This is a genomic window from Afifella sp. JA880 (genome assembly GCF_025379905.1).
Taxonomy (GTDB): Bacteria; Pseudomonadota; Alphaproteobacteria; order Rhizobiales; family Afifellaceae; genus Afifella; species Afifella aestuarii.
The window spans coordinates 833,862-854,752 of sequence record NZ_JAOANH010000001.1 but is presented as its reverse complement, the minus strand read 5'-3'; the positions used below and the strand labels follow the sequence as shown (position 1 = coordinate 854,752).

Here is a 20,891-nt window from a genome sequence, read left to right as displayed (position 1 = left end):
TTTCGCAAAAATTAATCAGAACACATAAGGGGTTGGGGTAGATCGTTCATTTAAGTTGGGAGGCTTACGCACGATGCAACTACAAGGGGGTGCGCGATGGCAGGGTGGAAGGCCTCTTACCCTTCACGGTCGCCGCAGAAGATAGGCATCCATGATCCAACCATGGCGCGTGCGCGATGCCTCGATCGTTTCGGCGATTTCGTCCGCCTTCTCCTTCAGCGGTCCGGCGATGAGGATTTCTTCCTCCATGCCGAGATAGGCGCCCCAGAAGATAGAGAGATCGTTCTCTTTGAAGCGTAGGAAGGTGGCGCGCCCATCGAGCATCACGAGGGTGTTGGAGATCGTCGCGGGCTCGGTCTCGGCCAAGAGGCGTGCGGTGGTGACGGTGATTTCTTCGCCGATGCGGTTCAACGGAATGCGGTGACGGGCGGCAAGCGTCTGCAGGCTCGTGATGCCGGTAACCACCTCAAAGTCGATCTCAAATCCCTCGGCGGCGAGCTCATGCAGGATCTGCGTGGTGCCGTCGTAAAGCCCCGGATCGCCGATGATCAGAAAGCCGCCGGTCTCCTCGGGACCGAGCTCCGACAGCATCTCGCGAAAGATCCGCCGCCGCTCGCCACGCCACCAGTCGATGCCCTTTTCGTAGTCTCGGCCGTCTTTCGGTCGTTCCGGGCTGGTGGCATGGATGCTTCGGTAGGAAGCCTCGGGAACGGCCCGTGCAAGCACCTGTTGGCGGAAGGCAATCAAATTCTCTTTGCCGGACCCGTCTTTGTCCATGAAGAAGAAGACGTCGACGGCCCGCATCGCCTCAATCGCCCGCAGCGTGAGATCAGACGGATCACCGGCTCCGATCCCGATGACGTAGACTTTCTTCATCGCCGATGTCCCATTCTTCTTCTGCGTGCGGATGTCTTGCAGCTTGCGGTCGGGCCTTCTTAGGACGAAGGTTGCTGCGACCCAAGACACGACTGATGCGAAACGGGCGTGCGCCACAGACAAATTGTCTTTCGTTGCGTGGCGTGAACAAAGCCGCCGTGCCGACGCAGCGTCACGGATCTGTCATGGGCCGGTTCTAGTGGACGTTCGGCTTGGCGACTCTCTTCGAATGGGGGCCGAGCCACAGCACGGAGTCGCATAATGAAAACCAAAACTCTATTCGCTGCCTCGGTATCCGTCGTCGCTTTGCTCACCACGACGATGACGGCGAGCGCCGAGACGGACCTTGATGCGCTGTACAAAGCTGCCAAGGAAGAGGGGCAGCTCACCACGATTGCTCTGCCGCATTCCTGGTGCGGCTATGGCGATGTGATCGACGGGTTCAAGGAGAAGTATCCTGGCATCCAGGTGAACGAACTCAACCCGGATGCGGGTTCAGCCGATGAGCTGGAGGCCGTCCGCGCCAACAAGAACAACACCGGCCCGCAGGCGCCCGACGTTCTCGATGTCGGCCTCGCTTTTGGCCCGCAGGCCAAGGAAGAAGGCCTGATCGAGCCCTACAAGGTCTCCACCTGGGACGACATTCCGGACGACGCAAAGGACGCCGATGGCTACTGGTACGGCGATTATTACGGTGTTCTGTCGTTCCTCGTGAACACGGATATCGTCGGTGAAGCGCCGTCGAGCTGGGCCGACCTCCTCGACGAAAAATACGCCAACGCCGTTGCTCTGGCAGGTGACCCTCGCGCCTCCAACCAGGCGATCCAGGGTGTGGTCGGAGCCGGCCTCGCCGAAAACGGTGGTGATCTCGATCAGGCTGCAGAGGCCGGGCTGCAGTATTTCAAGCAGCTCAACGAGCGGGGCAATTTCGTTCCGGTGATCGGCAAAGCGGCCTCGGTCGCACAGGGTACGACGCCGATCGTGGTTGCTTGGGACTACAATTCGCTCGCCTGGCGCGATGGCTTTGAGGGCAACCCCGCCGCCGATGTCGTGGTCCCGTCCGACAGTGTCGTTGCCGGCGTCTACGTCCAGGCGATCAGCGCTTACGCGCCGCATCCGAACGCCGCGAAGCTGTGGATGGAATACCTCTATTCCGACGAGGGCCAGCTTGGCTGGCTTGCCGGCTACTGCCACCCGATCCGCTTCAATGCGCTCGCCGAGCAGAAGAAGATCCCGCAGGAGCTTCTCGATGCGCTGCCGCCGGCGGAATCCTACGCCAAAGCCGTGTTTCCGACCATCGAGCAGCAAAATGCCGCCAAGGCCGTGATCACGGAGAAGTGGGATTCCGTGGTCGGCGCCAATGTCGCCGAATAACGGCAAGCCGCTCGCGCTTCCGACTGAAACGACTGGCCCGGATCAATCCGGGTCAGTTGCCTTGCCTACGCGGAAGCGCCGATTTTCGCAGATGTTCGCTGAGTTGAGGCTCGGGGAAGCGATCGCCATCATGCCGTTTCTGGCGTTTGCGATCATGTTTCTCATCCTGCCGACGCTGGGCCTGTTCGCGACAGCCTTTTCCGACGGGCAGGGCGGCGTGACGCTCGACAATATCGGCGCACTCTTCACGCCGCAGATCCTGCGTTCCTTCTCGATTTCGATCCGAGTGTCTTTCGCGTCCTCAGCCCTTGGCTGCCTGATCGGGCTTGCGATCGCCCTTGCCGTCATCCGCGGACGTTTGCCGCCGGTGATCCGCTCCACGCTTCTGACCTTTTCCGGCGTCGCCTCGAATTTCGCCGGTATCCCGCTGGCGTTCGCGTTTCTCGCAACGCTCGGCCGCGTGGGGCTTGTGACCATCATTTTGCGGGAGGTGTTCGGTCTCGACCTCTACCGCGCCGGGTTCAACATTCTTTCCTTCTGGGGCCTGACGCTCACCTATCTCTATTTCCAGATCCCCTTGATGATCCTCATCATCACGCCGGCGATCGATGGGTTGAAGCGGGAGTGGAGTGAAGCGGCGGAGACGCTCGGCGCCTCCACCTGGCAGTTCTGGCGTTATGTCGGGCTGCCGGTCTTGTGGCCGAACCTTCTCGGCACGCTCTCCTTGTTGTTCGCCAACGCGTTCGGGGCGATTGCGACGGCCTATGCGCTCACCGGTTCCTCGCTCAACATCGTTCCGATCCTGCTTTACGCGCAGATCCGAGGCGACGTGCTGCAGAACCAGCAGCTCGGGGCGGCTCTTGCCGTCGGCATGATCGCGATCACCGCTCTTGCCAACGTCGTCTATCTGGTCGTGCGCACCCGCGCTGAAAGGTGGCTCAAATGAGAGGCAATCGCTTCTGGTCGTGGGTCGTCTTCGGTCTGGGAGCGGCCTATTTCCTGCTGCCGCTGCTTGCGACCTTCGAATTTTCGCTGAGCATCCGGCGCGAGGGATATACGCTCGACGCCTATCGCAATGTCTTCGCCGATCCGGGCTTCCAGCAGACCTTCACCTATTCGCTGGTGATCGGCCTTTGCACCATCGTCGTCGGCATCGTCATCATCATGCCGGCCGCCTATTTCGTGCGGCTCAGGATGCCGCAGATCAGGCCTATCGTGGAATTCCTCACGCTGATGCCCCTGATCATACCGCCGATCATCCTCGTTTTCGGCTATATCCGGCTCTACAACTCGTCGTCTTTTCTGCCGCTCACCGGTTCGGTGATGGGCACCAATATCCTGCTGACGCTCGGCTATGTGGCGCTCGCCATGCCCTATATGTACCGGGCGATCGACACGGGTCTCAGGACCATCGACGTGCAGACGTTGACGGAAGCGGCGACCATTCTTGGCGCCAGCCGCCTCAAGATCCTGACACGGATCATCTTTCCGAATGTCATTACGGCCGTGTTGTCGGGTGCCTTCCTGACGCTCGCCATCGTCATGGGCGAGTTCGTCCTGGCGAGCCTGCTCAACCGTCCGGGCTTCGGCCCTTACATGCAGAATATCGGTGCCAACCGGGCCTACGAGCCCTCGGCGCTCGCAATCATTTCCTTCGTCTTCACCTGGAGCGCGATGGTCGCGATCCAGCTCCTCGCGCGCTTCGCCCCGAAGAGCAGCGCCAGAAAAGATTAATATGGCCGAAGAATTTCTCAATCTCGAAGCGATCACCAAGACCTTTGGCACCAATACGGTGATCAAGGACCTGGATCTCTCGTTCAACAGCGGCGAGTTTGTCTCGCTGCTCGGTCCGTCCGGATGCGGTAAGACAACGGTTCTGCGCATGATCGCGGGTTTCGAAAAACCCACGAAGGGCCGCATCTTTGCCGACGGGCGAGAGATCACCCACCTGAAGCCCTCGCAGCGAAATGTTGGAATGGTTTTCCAGTCTTACGCGCTTTTTCCGAATCTGAATGTGAGGGACAATATCGGCTTCGGGCTGAAGGTCGCCGGCGTGCCGCGGGCGAAGGCGCGCGAGCGTGTGGCCGAGATGCTGGAGCTCATCGGTCTGCCCGATCTCGGCCGGCGCTATGCGTTCGAGCTGTCCGGCGGCCAGCAGCAGCGTGTGGCGCTTGCTCGCGCACTCGCGCCGAGCCCACGGATGTTGCTTCTCGACGAACCGCTCTCCGCACTCGATGCGAAAATCCGCGTGTCGCTGCGTGAGCAGATCCGCAACATTCAACGCGAGCTCGGCATCACCACGATCTTCGTGACGCACGATCAGGAGGAGGCGCTGTCGATCTCCGATCGGATCGTGGTCATGAATTCCGGGCGCATCGAGCAGGTCGGCGCGCCGTTTGAGGTCTACAACCGGCCGGCAACGCCTTTCGTCGCCAACTTCGTCGGCACGCTCAACCGTGTCGAGGCGAGGGTGAGGAATGCCGCTGCGCAGGAGGTTGCGATCGGTGAGCAATCCGTGGTCCTGAGAAAGCTCCCGGCGACCGCCCGTGACGGAGAGCCGATCGTGCTGGCGCTCCGCCCCGAGACGCTCAACCTCGTCAACGGCGCCGATGACGGCATCTGCCTCAATGCCCGTGTCGAAGCGGTGAGCTTCCTTGGCTCGGTGATCCGCATCGGGGTCGCGGTCGGCGACACGCGTCTCCATGTCGATCTCTTCAACGACCGTCGCTCCGCCCCGCCGCAGCCGGGGGAGACGCTGCGGGTCGGTTTCAAGGACGAGGACGTCATTTCCGTCACCGCGTGAGATGCACCGATCGCCGGCGCGGAACGTGCGCGCCGGGCACTTGCTCACCAGAACGCGAGAAATGCGACCCAGGCCGAGAGCGCGAGCCCCGTCACGACGACATAAAGGCCGTTCCAGACCAGCCCGACATAACGGGCGGTGACACTGCCGAAACCGCCCACGACGAGGGTGCTTGCGGTAAAGGGCGAACTTGCGGCCGCAAGGGCCCAGCCGGCGGTCATCGCCACGGCGATATCGCTTGGGTCGATCCCGACCTCTCTGGCTTCAGGAAGGAGCGGCGCGATCAGCGAGACGGCCAGGATCGGGTTCATGCCGAGCTGGCCGGCGGCCGGAATGATCCAGAGAAGCCCGATGAGAAGCAGCCAGCCCGGAAGCGAAGACAGATCGAAGCCGGCGCCGAGGACGAACGGGCTCAGAAGATGTCCCCCAAGGCCGCCAATGAAGCCGGCCATGGTGAGGAGGACGAGCTCGTTGCGGTAGCCGAGGAGCTGGCGTGTCACGAAGAGGCCGGTGCGCTTGCGCACGTGGCGCATCGGGGCATCATCCCTGTTCTGGAAGGCGATCCAGGCGAGTGAGATGATCGGCACGACCAGAATGACGGCGGCGGTCGCCCGCACGCCCGTGGCGAGATGAATGCCGCCGACGCTCACCCCGAGCACGACGAGCAGGACGGGAAGCGGCCAGATGCTGGTCCAGCTCAACTCCGTCACCACGGGCGTCGACGGCGAGGCCGAGACTTTGGGCTTGATGAGAGTGTCGAGAAGCCAGCCACCTACAGCCAGGATGAGGGAGCTGACGAGGCTCGGCCCCAGAATCTCCTTCCACGTCGTATCCGGCACGAACGAGATCGAGATCGCTGTGGCGAAGGCGAGTGGCGACCAGGTGAGGGCCGAGGCGAAGCCACGCTGAATGGCGAGCAACATGCGCCGCAGGCGAATTGCGCGGATATGCGGGTTGTCTTCCCGGCGGGAGCTCTCTTCCGCGAGCGCCCCGAGAAGCGCGATCGAGCCGTAATTGAGGACGAGCGTGAAGAGATGTCCGCCGGTTGTCAGCGCGAGATAACGCCGACCCGGAGGCTGCTCGGCGAGAAGGCGGCCGCATTCGATGACCGCAGGCGAACTCGTGGCCGCGTAGCGGAGCGCCGTCGTCGCGGTGAAAAAGGCGGCGATGAAGGCCGTCGTTTTCAAGGCCGATGCGGTGAGCGTCAGCCAGTCGGCCCGGGTTGCAAGCGCCACGGCGAAGAGGATGCATCCGACCGAAAGGAACACGGTCTGCATGCGACCCGTGCGGCGTGCTAAAAGAAGCACGGCAGGAATGACGGTGACGATCTCCGCGCCGACCAGGATGCTCTCGCCCGACCATTGAGCCAGGAAGACGAAAAAACATGTGGCGATCAGCAGCCAGCCGGCGAGACGGTCGGGAAGGGGGGAGGTGTTCATCGACAAAATTCTGCGGGCAATGAACCCACTTTAAGCTCCGACGGGGCGATGAACAGCCCACTCCACCGATCGATCAGCATCATCCGTCCAGACGAGCCTGGAAACCACCTATGCGGCCATTTGCAGGGAGGCCGTCATCGGATGTGGCAATTGCGCAGGGAGCAAAGTCCATCATCGGCAGTTGTGCTCCCCAAAGACGAAGATCGCGACGGGGAGGTTCGACATGCCCGAAGATGGCACCTTTGCAGGGAAGGAAGCACCCGTCGTTGTTTTTGGCGGCGGCGGTTTTCTCGGGCACCGGATCTGCCGGCGCCTGCTGGAGAAGGGCAGGAGCGTGCGGGCGGTCTCCCGCCATCCGAACAAGATCACCGATCTCCTCGGAAGGCCGCCTGGGCTCGCCGCCGTGGAAGGCGACATCGAGAGGCCGGAGGATGTGGCAAGGCTTGTCGAGGGCGCAGGTGCGGTCGTCAATGCCGTCAGCCTCTATGTGGAGCGGGGTGGCAAGACCTTCCGCAACATCCATGTGGAGGCGGCCGGCCAGCTTGCTGCTCTGGCGCATCGACAGGGCGTACCGCTTCTCGTCCAGCTCTCTGGCGTGGGCGCTGATCCGAACTCTCCTTCCCGCTACATCGCGGCGCGGGGTGCAGGAGAGGTCGCGGTGCGCCGCGCCTTTGGAAACGCAGTCATCGCGAGGCCAGCCGTCATGTTCGGTCCGCAGGATGGCTTCATCTGCACGTTCTCCGATCTTCTGCGGAGATATCCCGTCTTTCCTCTCTTCGGGAGTGGCGAGACGCGGCTGCAGCCGACCTTCGTCGGAGATGTGGCCGAGGCGATCGCGTGTATTGTGGTGGCGGGACCGGCTCCCGAGCCGCGCACTTACGAGTTTGGCGGCCCGCGCACATACACCTACCGCGAGCTCGTCGGGATCGTGGCAGACGAGGTCGGTGTCCGGCGCTTGCTCATCCCATTGCCGATCGGCATTTGGAAAGCCCTGGCTGCAGCAGCCGAGCGGCTGCCGAAGCCGCCGGTGACCTCCACCGAAGTGGAATTGATGGAGGCGCCCAATGTCGCGACCGAGGAGCCAGGCTTTGCGGCCTGGGGCGTGACGCCGACTTCCGTTGAAGACTTCCTGCGGGAGCGGGAGGACAGAAAGGCGGCGCAGGCCCGGCATTCGGTCGAATAGCCGGCGGCAAACGCCGCGCGGCCGCAGTCGCAAAAGGGCCGCGGCCGGAGACTGATTCAATACAGTGGCCTCAAGACAGCATGTCGCCAAACGCGACCGTCTTGATCTCGAGAAAATCGTCCAGACCGAAAATTCCGCCTTCGCGGCCGTTGCCGGATTGCTTGTAGCCCCCGAAGGGGCTGCCCTGCGCGAAGGGGGCACGGTTGACGCGCACCATGCCGGCCCGCAGCTGCAACGCGACGTGGCGGGCGCGCTCCGTGTCCTGGGTGCTGAGATAGGCGGCGAGGCCGTAGGGCGTGTCGTTGGCAAGGCGGATCGCCTCCGCCTCGTCCTTGAACGGCGTCATCACAAGCACCGGTCCGAAGATTTCCTCGCGCCAGATGCGCATCTCGGGCGTGACATCGGCAAAGACGGTCGGTCGGGCATAATAGCCGCGATTGAAGCCGGCCGGCCGGCCCGTTCCGCCAGTGACGAGACGCGCGCCTTCCGCAATGCCGGCCCCGATCAGATCCTGCACCTTGTCGAACTGGGTCTGCGAGACGAGCGGGCCGATATGGTCGCCCTCCTCATGCGGATCGTCGACGGCGACCTTCTCCGCCGTCTTCTTGGCGATCGAGATCGCATCCTCGTAGACCGAGGCTTCGATGAGCATGCGTGTCGGCGCGTTGCAGGACTGGCCGGTGTTTTCCATGCAGAAGCGGACGCCGCCCTCGACCTGTGATGCGAGATCGCAATCGGCGAAGAGAATGTTCGGCGACTTACCGCCAAGTTCGAGCGTCACGCGCTTGATCGTGTCGGCGGCCGCCTTGGTGACTGCGGAGCCGGCTCGTGTCGATCCCGTGAACGACATCATGTCGACGTCGGGATGGGCGGACAGCGCCGCGCCGACGCCCGGCCCGTCTCCATTGACGAGATTGAAGACGCCAGGCGGTACCCCTGCGGCGTCGATCATTTCGGCGAAGAGGAGCGAGGAGAGGGGTGCGATTTCCGACGGCTTCAACACGACCGTGCAACCGGTGAGAAGCGCGGGCACGACCTTGAGCGTCACCTGGTTCATCGGCCAGTTCCACGGCGTGATGAGCCCGCACACGCCGATCGGCTCCTTGATGATGCGTTCGCTCGGTGCATTGGCGCGCAGCGGCCGCTCCCATTCGATCTCGTGGATGGCCTTCAGAAACCCTTCGATGTGCCAGTCGCCGGCGCCGACCTGTTCGTCGCGTGAGAACGACATCGGTGCACCCATTTCGGTGCTGATCGCCTTGGCCATCTCCTCGGCGCCAGCCCGGTAGATCGTCAGGAGCCGTTCGATCACGGCGATGCGTTCGGTGACGTCTGTTGCGCTCCAGGTCGGGAAGGCGGCCCGCGCCGCCGCCACGGCCTTGTCGATATCGGCGGAACTCCCGAGCGAGATCTCGGCAATCTCGCTTTCGCTCGCCGGGTCGATGACGGGAAACGGGTTCGGCTCGGCCGGGGCCACCCAGCTGCCGTTGATGTAGAAATCGGTCTTTTTCGGCATTGAGATCTCGTCGGTGTGCGCTCGGGCTCAGGCCCGGCTCAGAAAGGCTTCGGCGAATTCCGTCCAGAAGGCGACGCCTGTCGCCAGAATATCATCGTTGAAGTCGAAGGACGGGTGATGCAGCGGCGGATCATCCGGCCCGCGCCCAGTCCCCAGAAAGAAATAGCTGCCCGGACAAGCCTTCAACATATAGGCAAAATCCTCCGAGCCCATAAAAGGACGGGCAAGGTCGGTGACATTCTCGGCACCCGCGAAACGGATCGCCTGGGCGCGGAGGAAGTCCGTTTCCGCCGGATCGTTGATGGTGGCGTCGTAGCTTCGGAGATAGTCGACGTTTGCGCGCGCGCCAAAACTCTCCGCCTGGCGCGTCGCGATCAAGCGGATCTTCTCTTCCAGAAGGTCGCGCGTCGCATCGTCGAAAGAGCGGACGCCGATGACGAGTTCCACGCTCTCAGGGATGATGTTGCTCGCCGAGCCGCCATGGATGGAGCCGACCGTGACGACGGCGGGATCGATCGGATGCGTGTTGCGGGCGACGATCGTCTGCAGGGTCATGACGATGGAAGAGGCAGCAACGATCGGATCGATCGTGTCCTCGGGATGCGCCCCATGGCCCCCGCGGCCTGTGACGACAATCCGAGCCTCGTCGACGGCCGCCATGATTGGCCCGTCTCTGAGTGCGAACTGCCCGAACGGAAGCTGCGGCTCGTTATGAAGCGCAAAGACGGCGTCGCAGGGAAAGAGCTCAAAGAGACCTTCGTCGACCATCATCTTGGCGCCGCCGAAATTCTCCTCCGCCGGCTGGAAAATGAGATGCACGGTGCCGTCGAAATTTTTCCGCTCCGCGAGCCGCTTCGCCGCGCCGAGAAGTATGGCGGTGTGGCCGTCATGGCCGCAGGCGTGCATGCGATCGGGAATTTCGCTCTGGTAGGAAAGGCCGGTCTTTTCCTGGATCGGTAAGGCGTCGAAATCGGCGCGAAGGCCGACCGCACGCTTTCCCGAGCCGTTCTTCAAGGTCGCAACGACGCCCGTCTTCGCAAGCCCGCGATGCACCTCGTAACCGAGAGCCTGGAGTTTTTCGGCGACGTAGGCGGACGTCCATTCCTCTTCGAGGCCGAGCTCAGGGTGACGATGCAGCTCATGCCGCATCGCGACAATGTCGGGCAGATCGTTGCTGAGGTCACGGGCGATACCCATTCACACTCCTCGGGTGGGGATGCGATTTTCGAGATAGCGGAAGCCGGCGACGAGGAGGCCGGTCAGGCAGAGATAGATGAAAGCCAGAAAGAGGAGTGGCTCGTAGATGATGTAGGTGTCCTGGCGCACGTCGCTGATGACCGCATAAAGGTCGATGACGGTGATCGTCGCCACCAGCGGCGTCGCCTTCAATTGCAGGACGATCTCGCCATTCAAGGTCGGCAGAGCGCGCTGGATCGCGCGCGGCAGCCAGATGCGGCGTAGCACGGTGAAGCGGCTCATACCGTAAGCGCGGGCGGCTTCGAGCTCGCCTTTCGGCACGCCGGCAAGCGCCCCGCGCATCACCTCGCCCTCATAACCCGCAAAGGAGATGGTGAGCGAGGCGAGCGCGTAGGGCCACGCCTCGCGCAGATAAGGCCAGATGAAGGAGCCGCGGATCCACGGGATCTGGGGAAACAGCGAGCCGAGCCCATAATAGAGAAGCCAGAGCTGTAGGAGCAGGGGCGTACCGCGGATCACGGTGCAGAAGCCGCGGGCGGCCCATGCCAAAGGAGCGGGACCAGAGACTTGTGCGAGGCCGAGAGGCACCGCCATCGCAAAGCCGAGGATGCTGCTGCTGACGAGAAGGGCGAGCGTTACCCACAATCCGCCCAGCATTTCCGGCCAATAAAGCGGCAGCCAATCCCAGCGCATATTGAACGCCATGAGGGTGACCATGAGAGCGGCCAGCAGAAGCAGCACGATGCGGTGCGGCTTCAGCCAGTTTTCGCGCTTCGCCGCCTTCTCTTGCGGGTCGATGAGGTCGGCCATGGCGTGCACGGCATCCGCATTGTCCCCGCTCATGAGGAGAAACCAGGCATGCCGCGCCTTGCCCGTCGCTCGATGAGCGCGATGACGACATTGGAGACGAGGCTCACCATCAGATAGAGCAGCCCCGCGGCGCAGAAGAAGAGCATGTACTCCCGCGTTGCCCCGCCGGCCTGGCGTGTCGCGAGCGTCAGCTCCGTGAAGCCGACGACGGCGAGAAGGGCCGTGTCCTTGGTGGCGATAAGCCAGAGATTGGCAAGTCCCGGAATGGCGTGCGGAAGCATGGCGGGCAGGGTGATGCGGCGCACGAGGAGAAACGGCGGCATGCCGTAAGCGCGCGCGGTCTCGATCTGGCCGGCCGGTACGGCCTTGATGGCACCACGGAGCACCTCCGTCGAGTAGGCGCCCTGGACGAGGCCGATGACGGCGATGCCGGCCGCCATGCCCGAGACGTCGAGGCGCGCATAGCCAAGCGCTGCCATCAGACGGTTCAAGAGGTCGGTGCCGGCGTAATAGACGAGGACGATGAGGACGAGCTCGGGAACGGCGCGGATAATCGTTGTGTAGGCTTCAAGGAGATCGCGCAGGATCGGCCCGCCGTAGAGCTTTCCGAAAGCGCCGCCGACGCCGATCAGGAGCCCCACCAGGTAGCCGCCGGCAGCGACTTCGAGCGAGGTCAGGAGAGCGCGCAAGAGGACTCCGCCCCAGCCGGGCGGAGAAAAAGCAAGAAGTTCTAAAGGACCCATTACATTACGGTTGGATGTGGCGCATCGATGCTGGCGCGGCCGCGTGACCGCACCTGGCTTCTAGCAAGCGGCGTGCCTTTTCAGGCGTCGAGCGACCTGCGTGGACAGAAGCCGGGCGGAAAAGGGGAGGGGCGGTTGCCCGCTCCCCGAGCTGCGAGCGAGCCGCTCACTTTCCGTAGATGTCGAAGTCGAAATATTTCTCGGAGATCTTCTCGTAAGTGCCGTTCTCGCGGATCGCGGCAATTGCCTTGTTGAGCTTCTCCTTGAGCTCGGTGTCGCCTTGGCGGATGCCCACACCAACGCCCGGTCCGAGAATCTCCTTGTCGGGCTCGACCTCGCCCTTCATCTCGCAGCACGCCTTGCCGGAATCGGATTCCAGGAACGTTGCGAGCGCGAGGGAATCCGCCTGGACGGCATCGAGGCGGCCGGCCACGAGATCCTGGTTGGCCTCATCCTGCGTCTGATAGGTTTTCACCTCGGCGTCGGGAAAATGCTTGCGGACGTAGTTCTCGTGGATGGTCGAGCGCTGCACGCCGAGAAGCTTGCCCGAAAGGCTCTCATTGGTGGGCTCGATCTCCACCTCCTTGAGGCCGATGATGGCCGTCGGCGTGTTGTAGTACTTGTCGCTGAAATCGATCACCTTGAGACGCTCTTCGGTGATCGACATGGAGCCGATGATCATGTCGATCTTGCCGGACGTTAGAGCCGGAATGATGCCGTCCCACGCTGTCGGCACGATGGTGCAATCGAGCTTTGCCTCTTCGCACAGCGCATCCATGATTTCGATCTCCCATCCGGACCAATTGCCGGCGGCATCTGGAACCGTGAATGGTGGATAGGGTTCGGCGGCGATGCCGACCTTGGTCTCGGCGCTGGCAGCGCCCGCTCCAAGGACGATGACGGCCGCGGCTGCGGCGATGCGTGTGAGAATACGGTGCATGAGGAGTTCCCTTCTTGCTTGGTGCGATGACGGCCGGCGTGAAGCGCCGGCACATCGCCGCTATTGAATTGATCCGATGAACTTTTGCAGACGCTCAGATTTTGGATTGTCGAAGATGGCTTCTGGCGGGCCTTCTTCTTCGATCTCGCCGTCCGCAAGAAAGATGATGTGACTGGCCACCTCACGGGCGAAGCTCATCTCGTGGGTGACGAGGACCATCGTGCGGCGCTCATGCGCGAGGTCGCGAATGACGGACAGGACTTCGCCGACGAGCTCCGGATCGAGTGCTGAGGTGGGTTCGTCGAAAAGCATCACCTCCGGCTGAATGGCGAGCGCGCGTGCGATTGCGGCACGCTGCTGCTGACCACCGGAGAGAAAGGCCGGATAGACGTCTTCCTTGTCGCTCAGACCGACGCGATCGAGGAGAGCGCGGGCTCGCTCCACGGCTTCGCCTCTGGGGACGCCGAGAACGTGGACAGGCACTTCGATGACGTTGCCGAGAAGCGTCATGTGCTGCCAGAGATTGAAGCTCTGGAAGACCATGGCGAGACGCGTACGGATGCGCTGCACCTGGCGCCGGTCGGCGGGCATGAGGCCGCCATCGCCGTTGCTCTTCATGGCGATGGTTTCGCCGTGCACGCTGACGCTGCCTGCAGTCGGGTGCTCCAGCATGTTGATGCAGCGAAGAAGCGTCGATTTTCCCGATCCCGAGCCGCCGATGATGGCGATCACGTCGCCTTCGTGGGCCGTGAACGAAATCCCCTTCAGAACTTCGAGGCTGCCGAAGGATTTGTGCAGGTTTTCGACGCGGACGACTTCAGCACGCTCCGCGGATGGCGCTGCTGTCGTGCCCGATGCTGGCACGGCTTCCTGGATCACTGGCCTGTCCCCCAAACCGCATTCGAAGCGGGGATCAGATCTTCAAACCGGGGCGGCGTCAAACGCCGAAACCGCCGCGAGGCTCGTATGAGCACGTTCGAGAAGCCAGTGATTGGTCCATTCCTTTCATGAGAGATCGGAGTGTGTCCAGGCCGAAGCCGAGGACCGAATTGATACACTTGCGCGATAGTTATGCAAGTGCATAAATGCGCTCATGGCCAAACGGGCGGCGGTGGATTCGCCGAGATCGACATGTACCGGACGGATAAAAATGCGCTCTTCACCCAGGATGGGGCGGCTCGCGACGGCGATAGCGTGCCCGCCGGTGGCGAGGTCTCGGAGCCTTCCGGCAAACGGTCGGGCCCCATGACCCGGCGAAGCTTCAGGCGTGGGACGCAGGACGAGCGGCGCCATGCTTTGATCCAGGCGACGCTCGATCTCATCGCGGAAAAGGGCCTCAAGGGGATCACCGTGCGCGAGGTCGCAGCCCGCGCCGGCGTCACCAATGGCCTCATCCGGCATTATTTCTCCGGCAAGACCCAGCTGATCGAAGCGGCCTATCAATCCGTCATGGAGGGCATGACGGAAGCCGCGAAAGCCGCGGTCGCCGACACCGAGGGCGACGCGAAAAGCCGGCTGCGCCACTTCATTGCCGCCAATTTGACGCCCCCGGTCGCCGATCCGCGCGCCTTGTCGCTCTGGGCCACGTTCATCAGCCTCATCCATGTCGATCCCGCCATGGCGGCAATTCACCGGGCCGGCTATCTGCAGTTTCGCCGCGAGCTGGAGGACCTCATTGCCTCCTTGTTCGCCGAAATCGGGCGCGAAGCGGAGACTGCGCAGCGCGTGCGCCTCGCGATCCAGATCAATGCCGTCATCGATGGACTTTGGGTCGAGCGCTGCCTGGCGGAAGACATGTTCGCCGAGGACGAATTGGTCGCTGCCGGTGTCGAAGCCGTCGAGGCGCTCCTCGGCCTCAGTCTCTCTCAGTCATGACTCCAGCAAGCCAGCCATAACGCCAAACAAGAAGGTAGAAACGACATGCGCTACGCCTCCATCACGGAGCGGCTCGCCGATCTCGGCTCGGGCAAATGGGCCGTCCACTTCCGCGCCCGGGCCATGGCGGCAGAAGGTGCCGAGGTTTTGGAGTTGACGATCGGAGAGCCTGACATCCCGCCGGAGAAGGAGCTCTTGGACGAGTGCAGCCGCGCCATGCATGCCGGCCGCACGCGCTATTCGGCCGGGCGTGGCGATCCGGCGCTTCTCGACGTCCTGGCAGAGAAATACACAAGAAGGTCCGGGCGTACGGTCACGCCGGAAAATGTTCTGTGCTTTCCGGGTACACAGACGGCGCTCTTCGCGGTGATGACCGGGCTCGTCGAAACAGGCGACGAGGTCCTTGTCGCCGATCCGCTCTACGCGACCTATGAGGGCGTCATCCGGGCGAACGGAGCTGAGCTGCGGTCGGTCCCGCTTTATGCGCGCAACCGCTTTCATCTTGATCCGGCGGATCTCGAAAAGGCGATCACGCCGCGCTGCCGGGTTCTCCTTCTCAACTCGCCCCACAATCCGACGGGTGCCGTTCTGAGCCGCGACGAGCTTGAGGCGATCGGCGAGGTCTGCCGCCGCCACGATCTCTGGGTCGTCTCTGACGAAGTCTACGAGGAGCTCGTCTTCGAAGGAGCATTTGCCTCGCCCTTCGACATCCCCGAACTGGCAGAGCGCACCATTGCGCTTTCCTCGATTTCCAAATCGCATGCCGCGCCGGGCTTTCGCAGCGGCTGGGCCATCGGCCCGAAGGAATTCTGCTCTCGCCTTCTGCCCGTCTCCGAAACGATGCTTTTCGGCGGCCAGCCCTTTATCGCCGATATGACGGCCTATGCGTTGTCACGCCCGTCGCCCGCGGCAGCACGGATGCGCGAGGCGTATCACCGCCGGGCGCAATTCGTGACGACCTTCCTCGGGAATACGGCCGGTGCGCGCCCGATCATGCCGGAGGGTGGCATGTTCATTCTGCTCGACGTGCGCGACAGCGGCCTGACCGGCGAGGATTTTGCCTGGGGACTCCTGGAGAGCGAAGGTGTGGCCGTCATGCCCGGAGCCTCGTTCGGCGAGGAAGCGCGCGGCTTCGTGCGTGTGAGCCTGACCGTGCCCGACGAGCGGATGGAAGAGGCCTGTGCGCGCATTGCCCGCTTCGCCGCGAATGCGGTGGCACCGAAAAGGGCAGGCGGTTGGGCATGAACGCTGGGATGACGCAAGACGCGATGGAAGCAAGCACGGGCGAGGCGCTGATAACGCTTCTCGAAAAGTACGACGTTGACGTCGTCTTCGGCATTCCCGGTGTCCATACGGCCGAGCTCTACCGCGGACTTGCTGGCTCGAAGGTCCGGCACGTGACGCCGCGTCACGAGCAGGGCGCAGGCTTCATGGCGGATGGCTATGCCAGGGTCAGCGGCAAGCCCGGCGTCTGCCTCGTTATCACCGGGCCGGGCCTGACAAATACCATCACGGCGATGGCGCAGGCCCGAGCCGATTCCGTCCCGATGCTCGTGATTTCCGGCGTCGGCCGCCGTGGGTCGCTTGGTCATGGCCGCGGCGCATTGCACGAATTGCCGGATCAGCGGGCGATGATGGCAAGCTTCGCGCTCTTCTCCCACACGCTTCTGTCGGCCTCCGATCTTCCGGGCGTCATGGCGCGTGCTTTCGCGATCCTCAATTCCGGCCGGCCGGGACCGGTCCATATCGAGATTCCCGTCGATGTCATGCAGGAGAGGGTTGCGGCGCTTCCGGCTCGCGTGCCGGCCCTGCCGTCAAATCCGCATCCCGGGCGGGGCGATCTTGAAGCGGCTGCACGTCTCTTGTCCGAGGCGCGGCGGCCGGCGATCATCGTGGGCGGAGGGGCAAGACGCGCCAACGACGACGTGACAGCGCTGGCGGAACGTCTCGACGCGCCGGTGGTGACGACGGCGAATGCGCGCGGGCTTCTCGCCGGCCACCCCTTGCGCGTGCCGGCAAGCCCGAGCCTCAAAGCCGTGCGCGCCTTCCTGGCCGAATGCGATGCGGTCCTGGCGCTCGGCACCGAGATGGGACCGACGGATTTCGACGTCTATGAGGACGGCGGCTTTCCCACTCTCAAAGGGCTCGTGCGCGTCGATATCGATGCGGGTCAGCTCGCTCGCGGCCCCCGTGCCGAGATGGCGATTCTCGGAGATGCGCGCGCAACGGCGGCCGAGCTGTGTGGAGCTCTCGGCGCGGCAAAGATCGGCGGCGAGCGAAGAGGCGAGGACATGGCGCGCAGGCTCCGAGCGGCAGCCTTCGAAGAAATCGGAGACGCCTATCGGGGAGAGGTCGCGATCCTCGATGCGATCCGCGAGACTTTGCCGGGCGCTCTTTTCGTCGGCGACAGCACGCAGCCCGTCTATGCCGGCAATCTTTATTGCGACATCGATACGCCCGCAGGCTGGTTCAATTCCGCAACCGGCTTCGGCGCTCTCGGCTATGGCGTGCCCGCCGCGATCGGCGCCGCGATCGCCGATCCTGATCGGCTGGTCGTGGCGCTTCTGGGCGACGGCGGCCTGCAATTCTCGCTCGCCGAGCTCGGCTCCGCCATCGATGCCGGAACGCCCGTCATCTTCATCGTCTGGAACAATTTCGGCTTCCGCGAGATCGAGACGTTCATGATCGAGCGTGGCATCGCGCCGGAAGGGGTGAAGCCGACTCCGCCCGATTTTGACTCTGTCGCAAAGGCTTATGGCCTCGCTTTCGAGCGCCCAATGAAACTCTCCGATCTGCCGGCATCGCTGCGGCGTGCCCGCGACAGCGGCCGTGCGGCCCTCATCGAGCTGCGCATGCCTTTCGACATGTGAGGGGCGGTGCCCGAGCGATCTGATCGCTCGGGCGTCGCCTCGTTCTTGCTCGTCACACGTCAGCCTTTCGCCTGCAGCCGCGAGGAGCGCCGGCGCAAAAACTCCGCAGTGAGGAGGAGAAGCACGGCGAGCACGATCATGATGGTGGCGGCCGCCGCGATCGTCGGCGAGATGTTTTCGCGGATGCCGGAGAACATCTCGCGCGGCAGGGTCCGCTGGTTGGGCCCGCCGATGAAGAGCACGGTGATGACCTCTTCGAGCGACAGGGAGAAGGCGAAGAGCCCGCCGAAGATGACGCCGGGCGCGATCAGCGGAAAGACGACGCTTCGGGCCACGCGGACTGGCGAAGCCCCGAGACTGAGGCCCGCGCGGATGAGCGTGCGGTCGAAGCCGGAAAGCGTCGCGGTGACCGTGATGACGACGAAAGGCGTGCCGAGAACGGCATGAGCCAGGATGAGGCCGGTGAAGGTCGCCGTCAGATCGAAGGGCGCGAAATAGAAGTAGAGCCCGACCGCATAGATCACCATCGGCACGATCATTGGAGCGAGCAGGAAGGCGCTGATGAAGCGCTTGCCCGGGAAATCCGCAAGCCAGAGCCCGGCGGCGGCAAGCGTGCCGAGAAAGGTGGCGATCGTGGCGGCGACGACGCCGATGATCAGGCTGTTGCGGATCGACGACATCCACGTGCCGGAGAAGAAGAAATCCTCATACCACCGCAGGGAGATGCCGCGCAGCGGGTAGGTGAGGAACTGGCCGTCGTTGAAGGAGAGAGGCACGATGGCGAGGATCGGCGCGACGAGAAAGAAGAAGCCGCCGATCGCCACCACGTAAAGGACGACACGCCACGCCTTTTCCGTGCCAGTGACAGCGCCGCTCACATCACCCCCCGAACGCCGCCGACGAGACGGCTGTAGATCGCATAAAGGATGAGCGTCGCGGCGAAGAGGCCGGTGCCGAGCGCCGCCGCAAGGCCCCAGTTCACCGTGTCGGTGGTGTAGAAGGCGATGTAGTAGGAGATCATCTGGTCGGCAGCTCCGCCCACGAGCGCCGGTGTGATGTAATAGCCGAGCGCGATGATGAAGACGAGGATCGAGCCGGCGGCGATCCCGGGCATCACCTGCGGAATGTAGACGCGGCGGAAGGCCGTGAAGGGCGGCGCTCCGAGCGAGCGGGCGGCACGCATGTAATCTTTCGGCACCGTGCGCATCACCGCGTAGAGCGGCAGGATCATGAATGGCAGAAGCACATGGGTCATGGAGATGATGACGCCGGAACGGTTGTAGACGAGGCGGATCGGCCCATTCGTCAGATGCAGGAATTGCAGCATCTGGTTGACGAGGCCATGCTCCTGCAGGACCACGACCCACGCCGCAGTGCGCACGAGAAGCGGCGTCCAGAACGGCAAAAGGACCAGGATCATCAAAAGGTTGGCGAGGTTCTCCCGCAGCCCTGCCAGGAGGAAGGCGATCGGAAAGCCGATCATGAGGCATAGAAGCGTGACGGTGAGTGCGATGGCGAATGTGCGCGCATAGATCTGCAGATAGACGGCGCGCTCCGTCGGCACCGGCACGATCGAGCCGTCGATATCGCGCTGGTGGTCGATCGTCTGCAGGAGGAAGAAATCGGTGAGAGGCCCTGCCGCACGGCGCACGGCGGCCCAGGTTTCGGCGCGGCCCCAATCCGGCTCTGTCTCGATGAGTGTATCGCGCCAGGAGGCGGGAGGTTGATCGAGGCGCGCGATCTTTCGCGCCGTTCCCATGACGAGCGAACGCCCGCCCGAAATATCGTAATTGAGACGCCTGGCGACCGCTGCGGCGGTGCGGTCGTCGTAGGAGCGGATGAGGTCCTGCGCGAGCGCCGAAAAGACCGCCTCGTCGGGCACGGCGTCTTTCTCCCAATCATAGGTCCGCACGGCCTCGGCCGTCTTCGGCCAGGTCTCCATGAGGTCCGTATCGACGACGCTCCGCTCCAGCATGCCGGCGATCGGCGCGACGAAGAAGATGAGGACGAAGACGATGAGAGGCAGGACGAGCAGGAAGGCGTTGCGCTTGCGCTTGCGTTCGGCGCGCGCCAGATCCCGCTTCAGGGACCGCGTTTGACGCGGCCCCGCGAGCATTGTCTCGGCCATCGGACCGCTAATTCGTAGAGGCCCAGCGGCTCCAGCGCTCGGTCAGCCGATCGATATTGTCGAGCCAGAAGGTATCCGAGATCTTGAGCGCATTCTTCATGTTCTCGTCCGCCGTCGGCAGCTCCTTGAGGCGCTCCGGCTCGATCATGGCGCTCGCATCGGGATTGGTGACGCCGTACGCGATCTTCATCGGCAGCTTGGCCTGATTTTCCGCCTCTCCGACGAAGTCGAGATATTTGTAGGCGGCGTCGAGGTTCTTGGAGCCTGCGAGGATGACCCAGGAATCGAGTGTATAGAGGCTCTCGTTCCAGACGATGCCGAAATTGCGCCCATCCGCCTTGTTGGCGGCGTCGACGCGGCCGTTGTAGATCGAGGTGAGGGCGACTTCGCCGGAGGCGAGAAGCTGCGGCGGCTGCGCACCCGCCTCCCAGAAAACGAGATCCGATTTGATCGTGTCGAGCTTCTTGAACGCCCGCTCCACGCCCTCGTCTGTGGCAAGCACGTCATAGACTTCCGCAGGCGGCACGCCGTCGGCCATCAGCGCGATCTCGAGATTGGTTTTCGGCCCGTTCCGCAGTGCGCGCTTGCCCGGATATTTGTCGAGATCGAAGAAATCTTCCCAGCCGGCGGGTGCATCCGAGATCTTGTCCTTGTCGTAGCCGAGGACGAAATTGTAGACGATCGCACCCACGCCGCAGGGGCTGACGGCCGCCTCGATGTAGCGGTCCTTGCCGCCGATCTTGTCCCAGTCGAGTTCTTCGAAGAGGCCTTCATCGCAGCCGAGCTGCAGCTCTTCCGATTCCACCTGCACCACGTCCCAGGTGGCGTTGCCGCCTTCAACCTGCGCGCGGAGCACGCCGATGCCGCCGTCCCAGCTCTCTTCGACGAGGTCGATGTCGGTCTGCTCTTCGAAGGGTTTGAAATACACTTCACGTTGAGCGTCCTGATAGGCGCCGCCCCATGATGTGACGGTGACTTGTTCGGCAGCGGCCATGCTGCTGCCGGTCATCAAGATGACGCTCAAAGCCACGGCGACTTTGATTCTGGACCTCATATTCCCCTCCTGTGCCTTGTTCTGGCTCGAAGCGTTAACCGCTTCCTACCAATGCTTGCCGAGACGGAGGGCTTTCGCAATGG

Annotated in this window: 19 protein-coding genes; 8 read left to right on the top strand and 11 right to left on the bottom strand. The window is 63.2% G+C overall.

Annotated features, from left to right (window positions below; all coding sequences use genetic code 11):
• Positions 1-123: 123 nt before the first annotated feature.
• Positions 124-876 (bottom strand): precorrin-6A synthase (deacetylating), encoded by a 753-nt coding sequence (gene cobF, locus NYQ83_RS03965; RefSeq protein WP_261212621.1) that lies wholly within the window; start codon positions 874-876, stop codon positions 124-126.
• Between the two features lie 261 nt (positions 877-1,137).
• Between cobF and NYQ83_RS03960 the strand changes: the two genes are divergently transcribed.
• The 4 genes from NYQ83_RS03960 to NYQ83_RS03945 all read left to right on the top strand — a co-directional run bounded on the left by NYQ83_RS03960 (position 1,138) and on the right by NYQ83_RS03945 (position 5,053).
• On the top strand, positions 1,138-2,250 hold the full coding sequence (locus NYQ83_RS03960) for an ABC transporter substrate-binding protein (protein ID WP_261212620.1): 1,113 nt from the start codon (positions 1,138-1,140) through the stop codon (positions 2,248-2,250).
• 91 nt (positions 2,251-2,341) lie between these two features.
• Positions 2,342-3,196, top strand: a complete 855-nt coding sequence (locus NYQ83_RS03955; protein WP_261212619.1) for an ABC transporter permease — start codon at positions 2,342-2,344, stop codon at positions 3,194-3,196.
• Positions 3,193-3,984, top strand: coding sequence for an ABC transporter permease (locus tag NYQ83_RS03950; protein WP_261212618.1), 792 nt, complete (start codon positions 3,193-3,195; stop codon positions 3,982-3,984). The genes NYQ83_RS03955 and NYQ83_RS03950 overlap by 4 nt, the downstream gene beginning before the upstream one ends.
• 1 nt (position 3,985) lies before the next feature.
• Positions 3,986-5,053, top strand: coding sequence for an ABC transporter ATP-binding protein (locus NYQ83_RS03945; protein ID WP_261212616.1), 1,068 nt, complete (start codon positions 3,986-3,988; stop codon positions 5,051-5,053).
• Between the two features lie 44 nt (positions 5,054-5,097).
• On the opposite strand, the gene NYQ83_RS03940 is transcribed toward NYQ83_RS03945, so the two are convergent.
• Positions 5,098-6,492: a hypothetical protein gene (locus NYQ83_RS03940; protein ID WP_261212614.1), complete on the bottom strand. Its 1,395-nt coding sequence runs from the start codon at positions 6,490-6,492 to the stop codon at positions 5,098-5,100.
• A 223-nt stretch (positions 6,493-6,715) separates the two neighbouring features.
• On the opposite strand from NYQ83_RS03940, the gene NYQ83_RS03935 reads away from it, so the two are divergent.
• Positions 6,716-7,675 (top strand): complex I NDUFA9 subunit family protein, encoded by a 960-nt coding sequence (locus NYQ83_RS03935; protein WP_261212612.1) that lies wholly within the window; start codon positions 6,716-6,718, stop codon positions 7,673-7,675.
• Positions 7,676-7,745: 70 nt separating this feature from the next.
• On the opposite strand, the gene NYQ83_RS03930 is transcribed toward NYQ83_RS03935, so the two are convergent.
• From NYQ83_RS03930 to NYQ83_RS03905, 6 genes are all read right to left on the bottom strand, one after another.
• Positions 7,746-9,191 carry an aldehyde dehydrogenase family protein gene (locus NYQ83_RS03930; protein WP_261212610.1) on the bottom strand — a complete coding sequence of 482 codons (1,446 nt, stop codon included), beginning with the start codon at positions 9,189-9,191 and terminating at the stop codon, positions 7,746-7,748.
• 27 nt (positions 9,192-9,218) lie between these two features.
• Positions 9,219-10,388: a M20 aminoacylase family protein gene (locus NYQ83_RS03925; protein WP_261212609.1), complete on the bottom strand. Its 1,170-nt coding sequence runs from the start codon at positions 10,386-10,388 to the stop codon at positions 9,219-9,221.
• Positions 10,389-11,231, bottom strand: a complete 843-nt coding sequence (locus tag NYQ83_RS03920; RefSeq protein WP_409976953.1) for an ABC transporter permease — start codon at positions 11,229-11,231, stop codon at positions 10,389-10,391. It abuts the gene before it with no gap.
• Positions 11,228-11,941 (bottom strand): ABC transporter permease, encoded by a 714-nt coding sequence (locus NYQ83_RS03915; RefSeq protein WP_128293568.1) that lies wholly within the window; start codon positions 11,939-11,941, stop codon positions 11,228-11,230. Before NYQ83_RS03915 ends, NYQ83_RS03920 begins: the two co-directional genes overlap by 4 nt.
• Before the next feature lie 166 nt (positions 11,942-12,107).
• Complete coding sequence (locus NYQ83_RS03910; protein WP_261212607.1) at positions 12,108-12,881, bottom strand: transporter substrate-binding domain-containing protein; 774 nt, start codon at positions 12,879-12,881, stop codon at positions 12,108-12,110.
• A 60-nt stretch (positions 12,882-12,941) separates the two neighbouring features.
• Positions 12,942-13,745 (bottom strand): ATP-binding cassette domain-containing protein, encoded by an 804-nt coding sequence (locus NYQ83_RS03905; RefSeq protein ID WP_261213933.1) that lies wholly within the window; start codon positions 13,743-13,745, stop codon positions 12,942-12,944.
• Between the two features lie 381 nt (positions 13,746-14,126).
• On the opposite strand from NYQ83_RS03905, the gene NYQ83_RS03900 reads away from it, so the two are divergent.
• Genes NYQ83_RS03900 through NYQ83_RS03890 form a run of 3 tightly spaced genes read left to right on the top strand, consistent with a single transcriptional unit; the run spans position 14,127 to position 17,626 of the window.
• Positions 14,127-14,756: a TetR family transcriptional regulator C-terminal domain-containing protein gene (locus NYQ83_RS03900; protein ID WP_261213932.1), complete on the top strand. Its 630-nt coding sequence runs from the start codon at positions 14,127-14,129 to the stop codon at positions 14,754-14,756.
• Positions 14,757-14,801: 45 nt separating this feature from the next.
• Positions 14,802-16,001, top strand: coding sequence for a pyridoxal phosphate-dependent aminotransferase (locus NYQ83_RS03895; RefSeq protein WP_261212605.1), 1,200 nt, complete (start codon positions 14,802-14,804; stop codon positions 15,999-16,001).
• Positions 15,998-17,626: a 5-guanidino-2-oxopentanoate decarboxylase gene (locus NYQ83_RS03890; RefSeq protein WP_409976952.1), complete on the top strand. Its 1,629-nt coding sequence runs from the start codon at positions 15,998-16,000 to the stop codon at positions 17,624-17,626. Before NYQ83_RS03895 ends, NYQ83_RS03890 begins: the two co-directional genes overlap by 4 nt.
• Before the next feature lie 59 nt (positions 17,627-17,685).
• Here the strand turns inward: NYQ83_RS03890 and NYQ83_RS03885 are convergent, their stop codons facing one another.
• Genes NYQ83_RS03885 through NYQ83_RS03875 form a run of 3 tightly spaced genes read right to left on the bottom strand, consistent with a single transcriptional unit; the run spans position 17,686 to position 20,808 of the window.
• Complete coding sequence (locus tag NYQ83_RS03885; protein WP_261212603.1) at positions 17,686-18,504, bottom strand: ABC transporter permease; 819 nt, start codon at positions 18,502-18,504, stop codon at positions 17,686-17,688.
• A complete protein-coding gene (locus NYQ83_RS03880; RefSeq protein WP_261212600.1) occupies positions 18,501-19,754 on the bottom strand; it encodes an ABC transporter permease in 1,254 nt (417 codons plus the stop codon). The genes NYQ83_RS03885 and NYQ83_RS03880 overlap by 4 nt, the downstream gene beginning before the upstream one ends.
• Before the next feature lie 7 nt (positions 19,755-19,761).
• Positions 19,762-20,808 carry an ABC transporter substrate-binding protein gene (locus tag NYQ83_RS03875; RefSeq protein WP_261212598.1) on the bottom strand — a complete coding sequence of 349 codons (1,047 nt, stop codon included), beginning with the start codon at positions 20,806-20,808 and terminating at the stop codon, positions 19,762-19,764.
• Positions 20,809-20,891 lie beyond the last annotated feature (83 nt).

Excerpts from the sequence above, each read along its gene's own strand:
- cobF (WP_261212621.1), bottom strand. The coding sequence starts at position 876 with ATGAAGAAAGTCTACGTCATCGGGATCGGAGCCGGTGATCCGTCTGAT.
- NYQ83_RS03960 (WP_261212620.1), top strand. The coding sequence starts at position 1,138 with ATGAAAACCAAAACTCTATTCGCTGCCTCGGTATCCGTCGTCGCTTTG.
- NYQ83_RS03955 (WP_261212619.1), top strand. The coding sequence starts at position 2,342 with ATGTTCGCTGAGTTGAGGCTCGGGGAAGCGATCGCCATCATGCCGTTT.
- NYQ83_RS03950 (WP_261212618.1), top strand. The coding sequence starts at position 3,193 with ATGAGAGGCAATCGCTTCTGGTCGTGGGTCGTCTTCGGTCTGGGAGCG.
- NYQ83_RS03945 (WP_261212616.1), top strand. The coding sequence starts at position 3,986 with ATGGCCGAAGAATTTCTCAATCTCGAAGCGATCACCAAGACCTTTGGC.
- NYQ83_RS03940 (WP_261212614.1), bottom strand. The coding sequence starts at position 6,492 with ATGAACACCTCCCCCCTTCCCGACCGTCTCGCCGGCTGGCTGCTGATC.
- NYQ83_RS03935 (WP_261212612.1), top strand. The coding sequence starts at position 6,716 with ATGCCCGAAGATGGCACCTTTGCAGGGAAGGAAGCACCCGTCGTTGTT.
- NYQ83_RS03930 (WP_261212610.1), bottom strand. The coding sequence starts at position 9,191 with ATGCCGAAAAAGACCGATTTCTACATCAACGGCAGCTGGGTGGCCCCG.
- NYQ83_RS03925 (WP_261212609.1), bottom strand. The coding sequence starts at position 10,388 with ATGGGTATCGCCCGTGACCTCAGCAACGATCTGCCCGACATTGTCGCG.
- NYQ83_RS03920 (WP_409976953.1), bottom strand. The coding sequence starts at position 11,231 with ATGAGCGGGGACAATGCGGATGCCGTGCACGCCATGGCCGACCTCATC.
- NYQ83_RS03915 (WP_128293568.1), bottom strand. The coding sequence starts at position 11,941 with ATGGGTCCTTTAGAACTTCTTGCTTTTTCTCCGCCCGGCTGGGGCGGA.
- NYQ83_RS03910 (WP_261212607.1), bottom strand. The coding sequence starts at position 12,881 with ATGCACCGTATTCTCACACGCATCGCCGCAGCCGCGGCCGTCATCGTC.
- NYQ83_RS03900 (WP_261213932.1), top strand. The coding sequence starts at position 14,127 with ATGACCCGGCGAAGCTTCAGGCGTGGGACGCAGGACGAGCGGCGCCAT.
- NYQ83_RS03895 (WP_261212605.1), top strand. The coding sequence starts at position 14,802 with ATGCGCTACGCCTCCATCACGGAGCGGCTCGCCGATCTCGGCTCGGGC.
- NYQ83_RS03890 (WP_409976952.1), top strand. The coding sequence starts at position 15,998 with ATGAACGCTGGGATGACGCAAGACGCGATGGAAGCAAGCACGGGCGAG.
- NYQ83_RS03880 (WP_261212600.1), bottom strand. The coding sequence starts at position 19,754 with ATGGCCGAGACAATGCTCGCGGGGCCGCGTCAAACGCGGTCCCTGAAG.
- NYQ83_RS03875 (WP_261212598.1), bottom strand. The coding sequence starts at position 20,808 with ATGAGGTCCAGAATCAAAGTCGCCGTGGCTTTGAGCGTCATCTTGATG.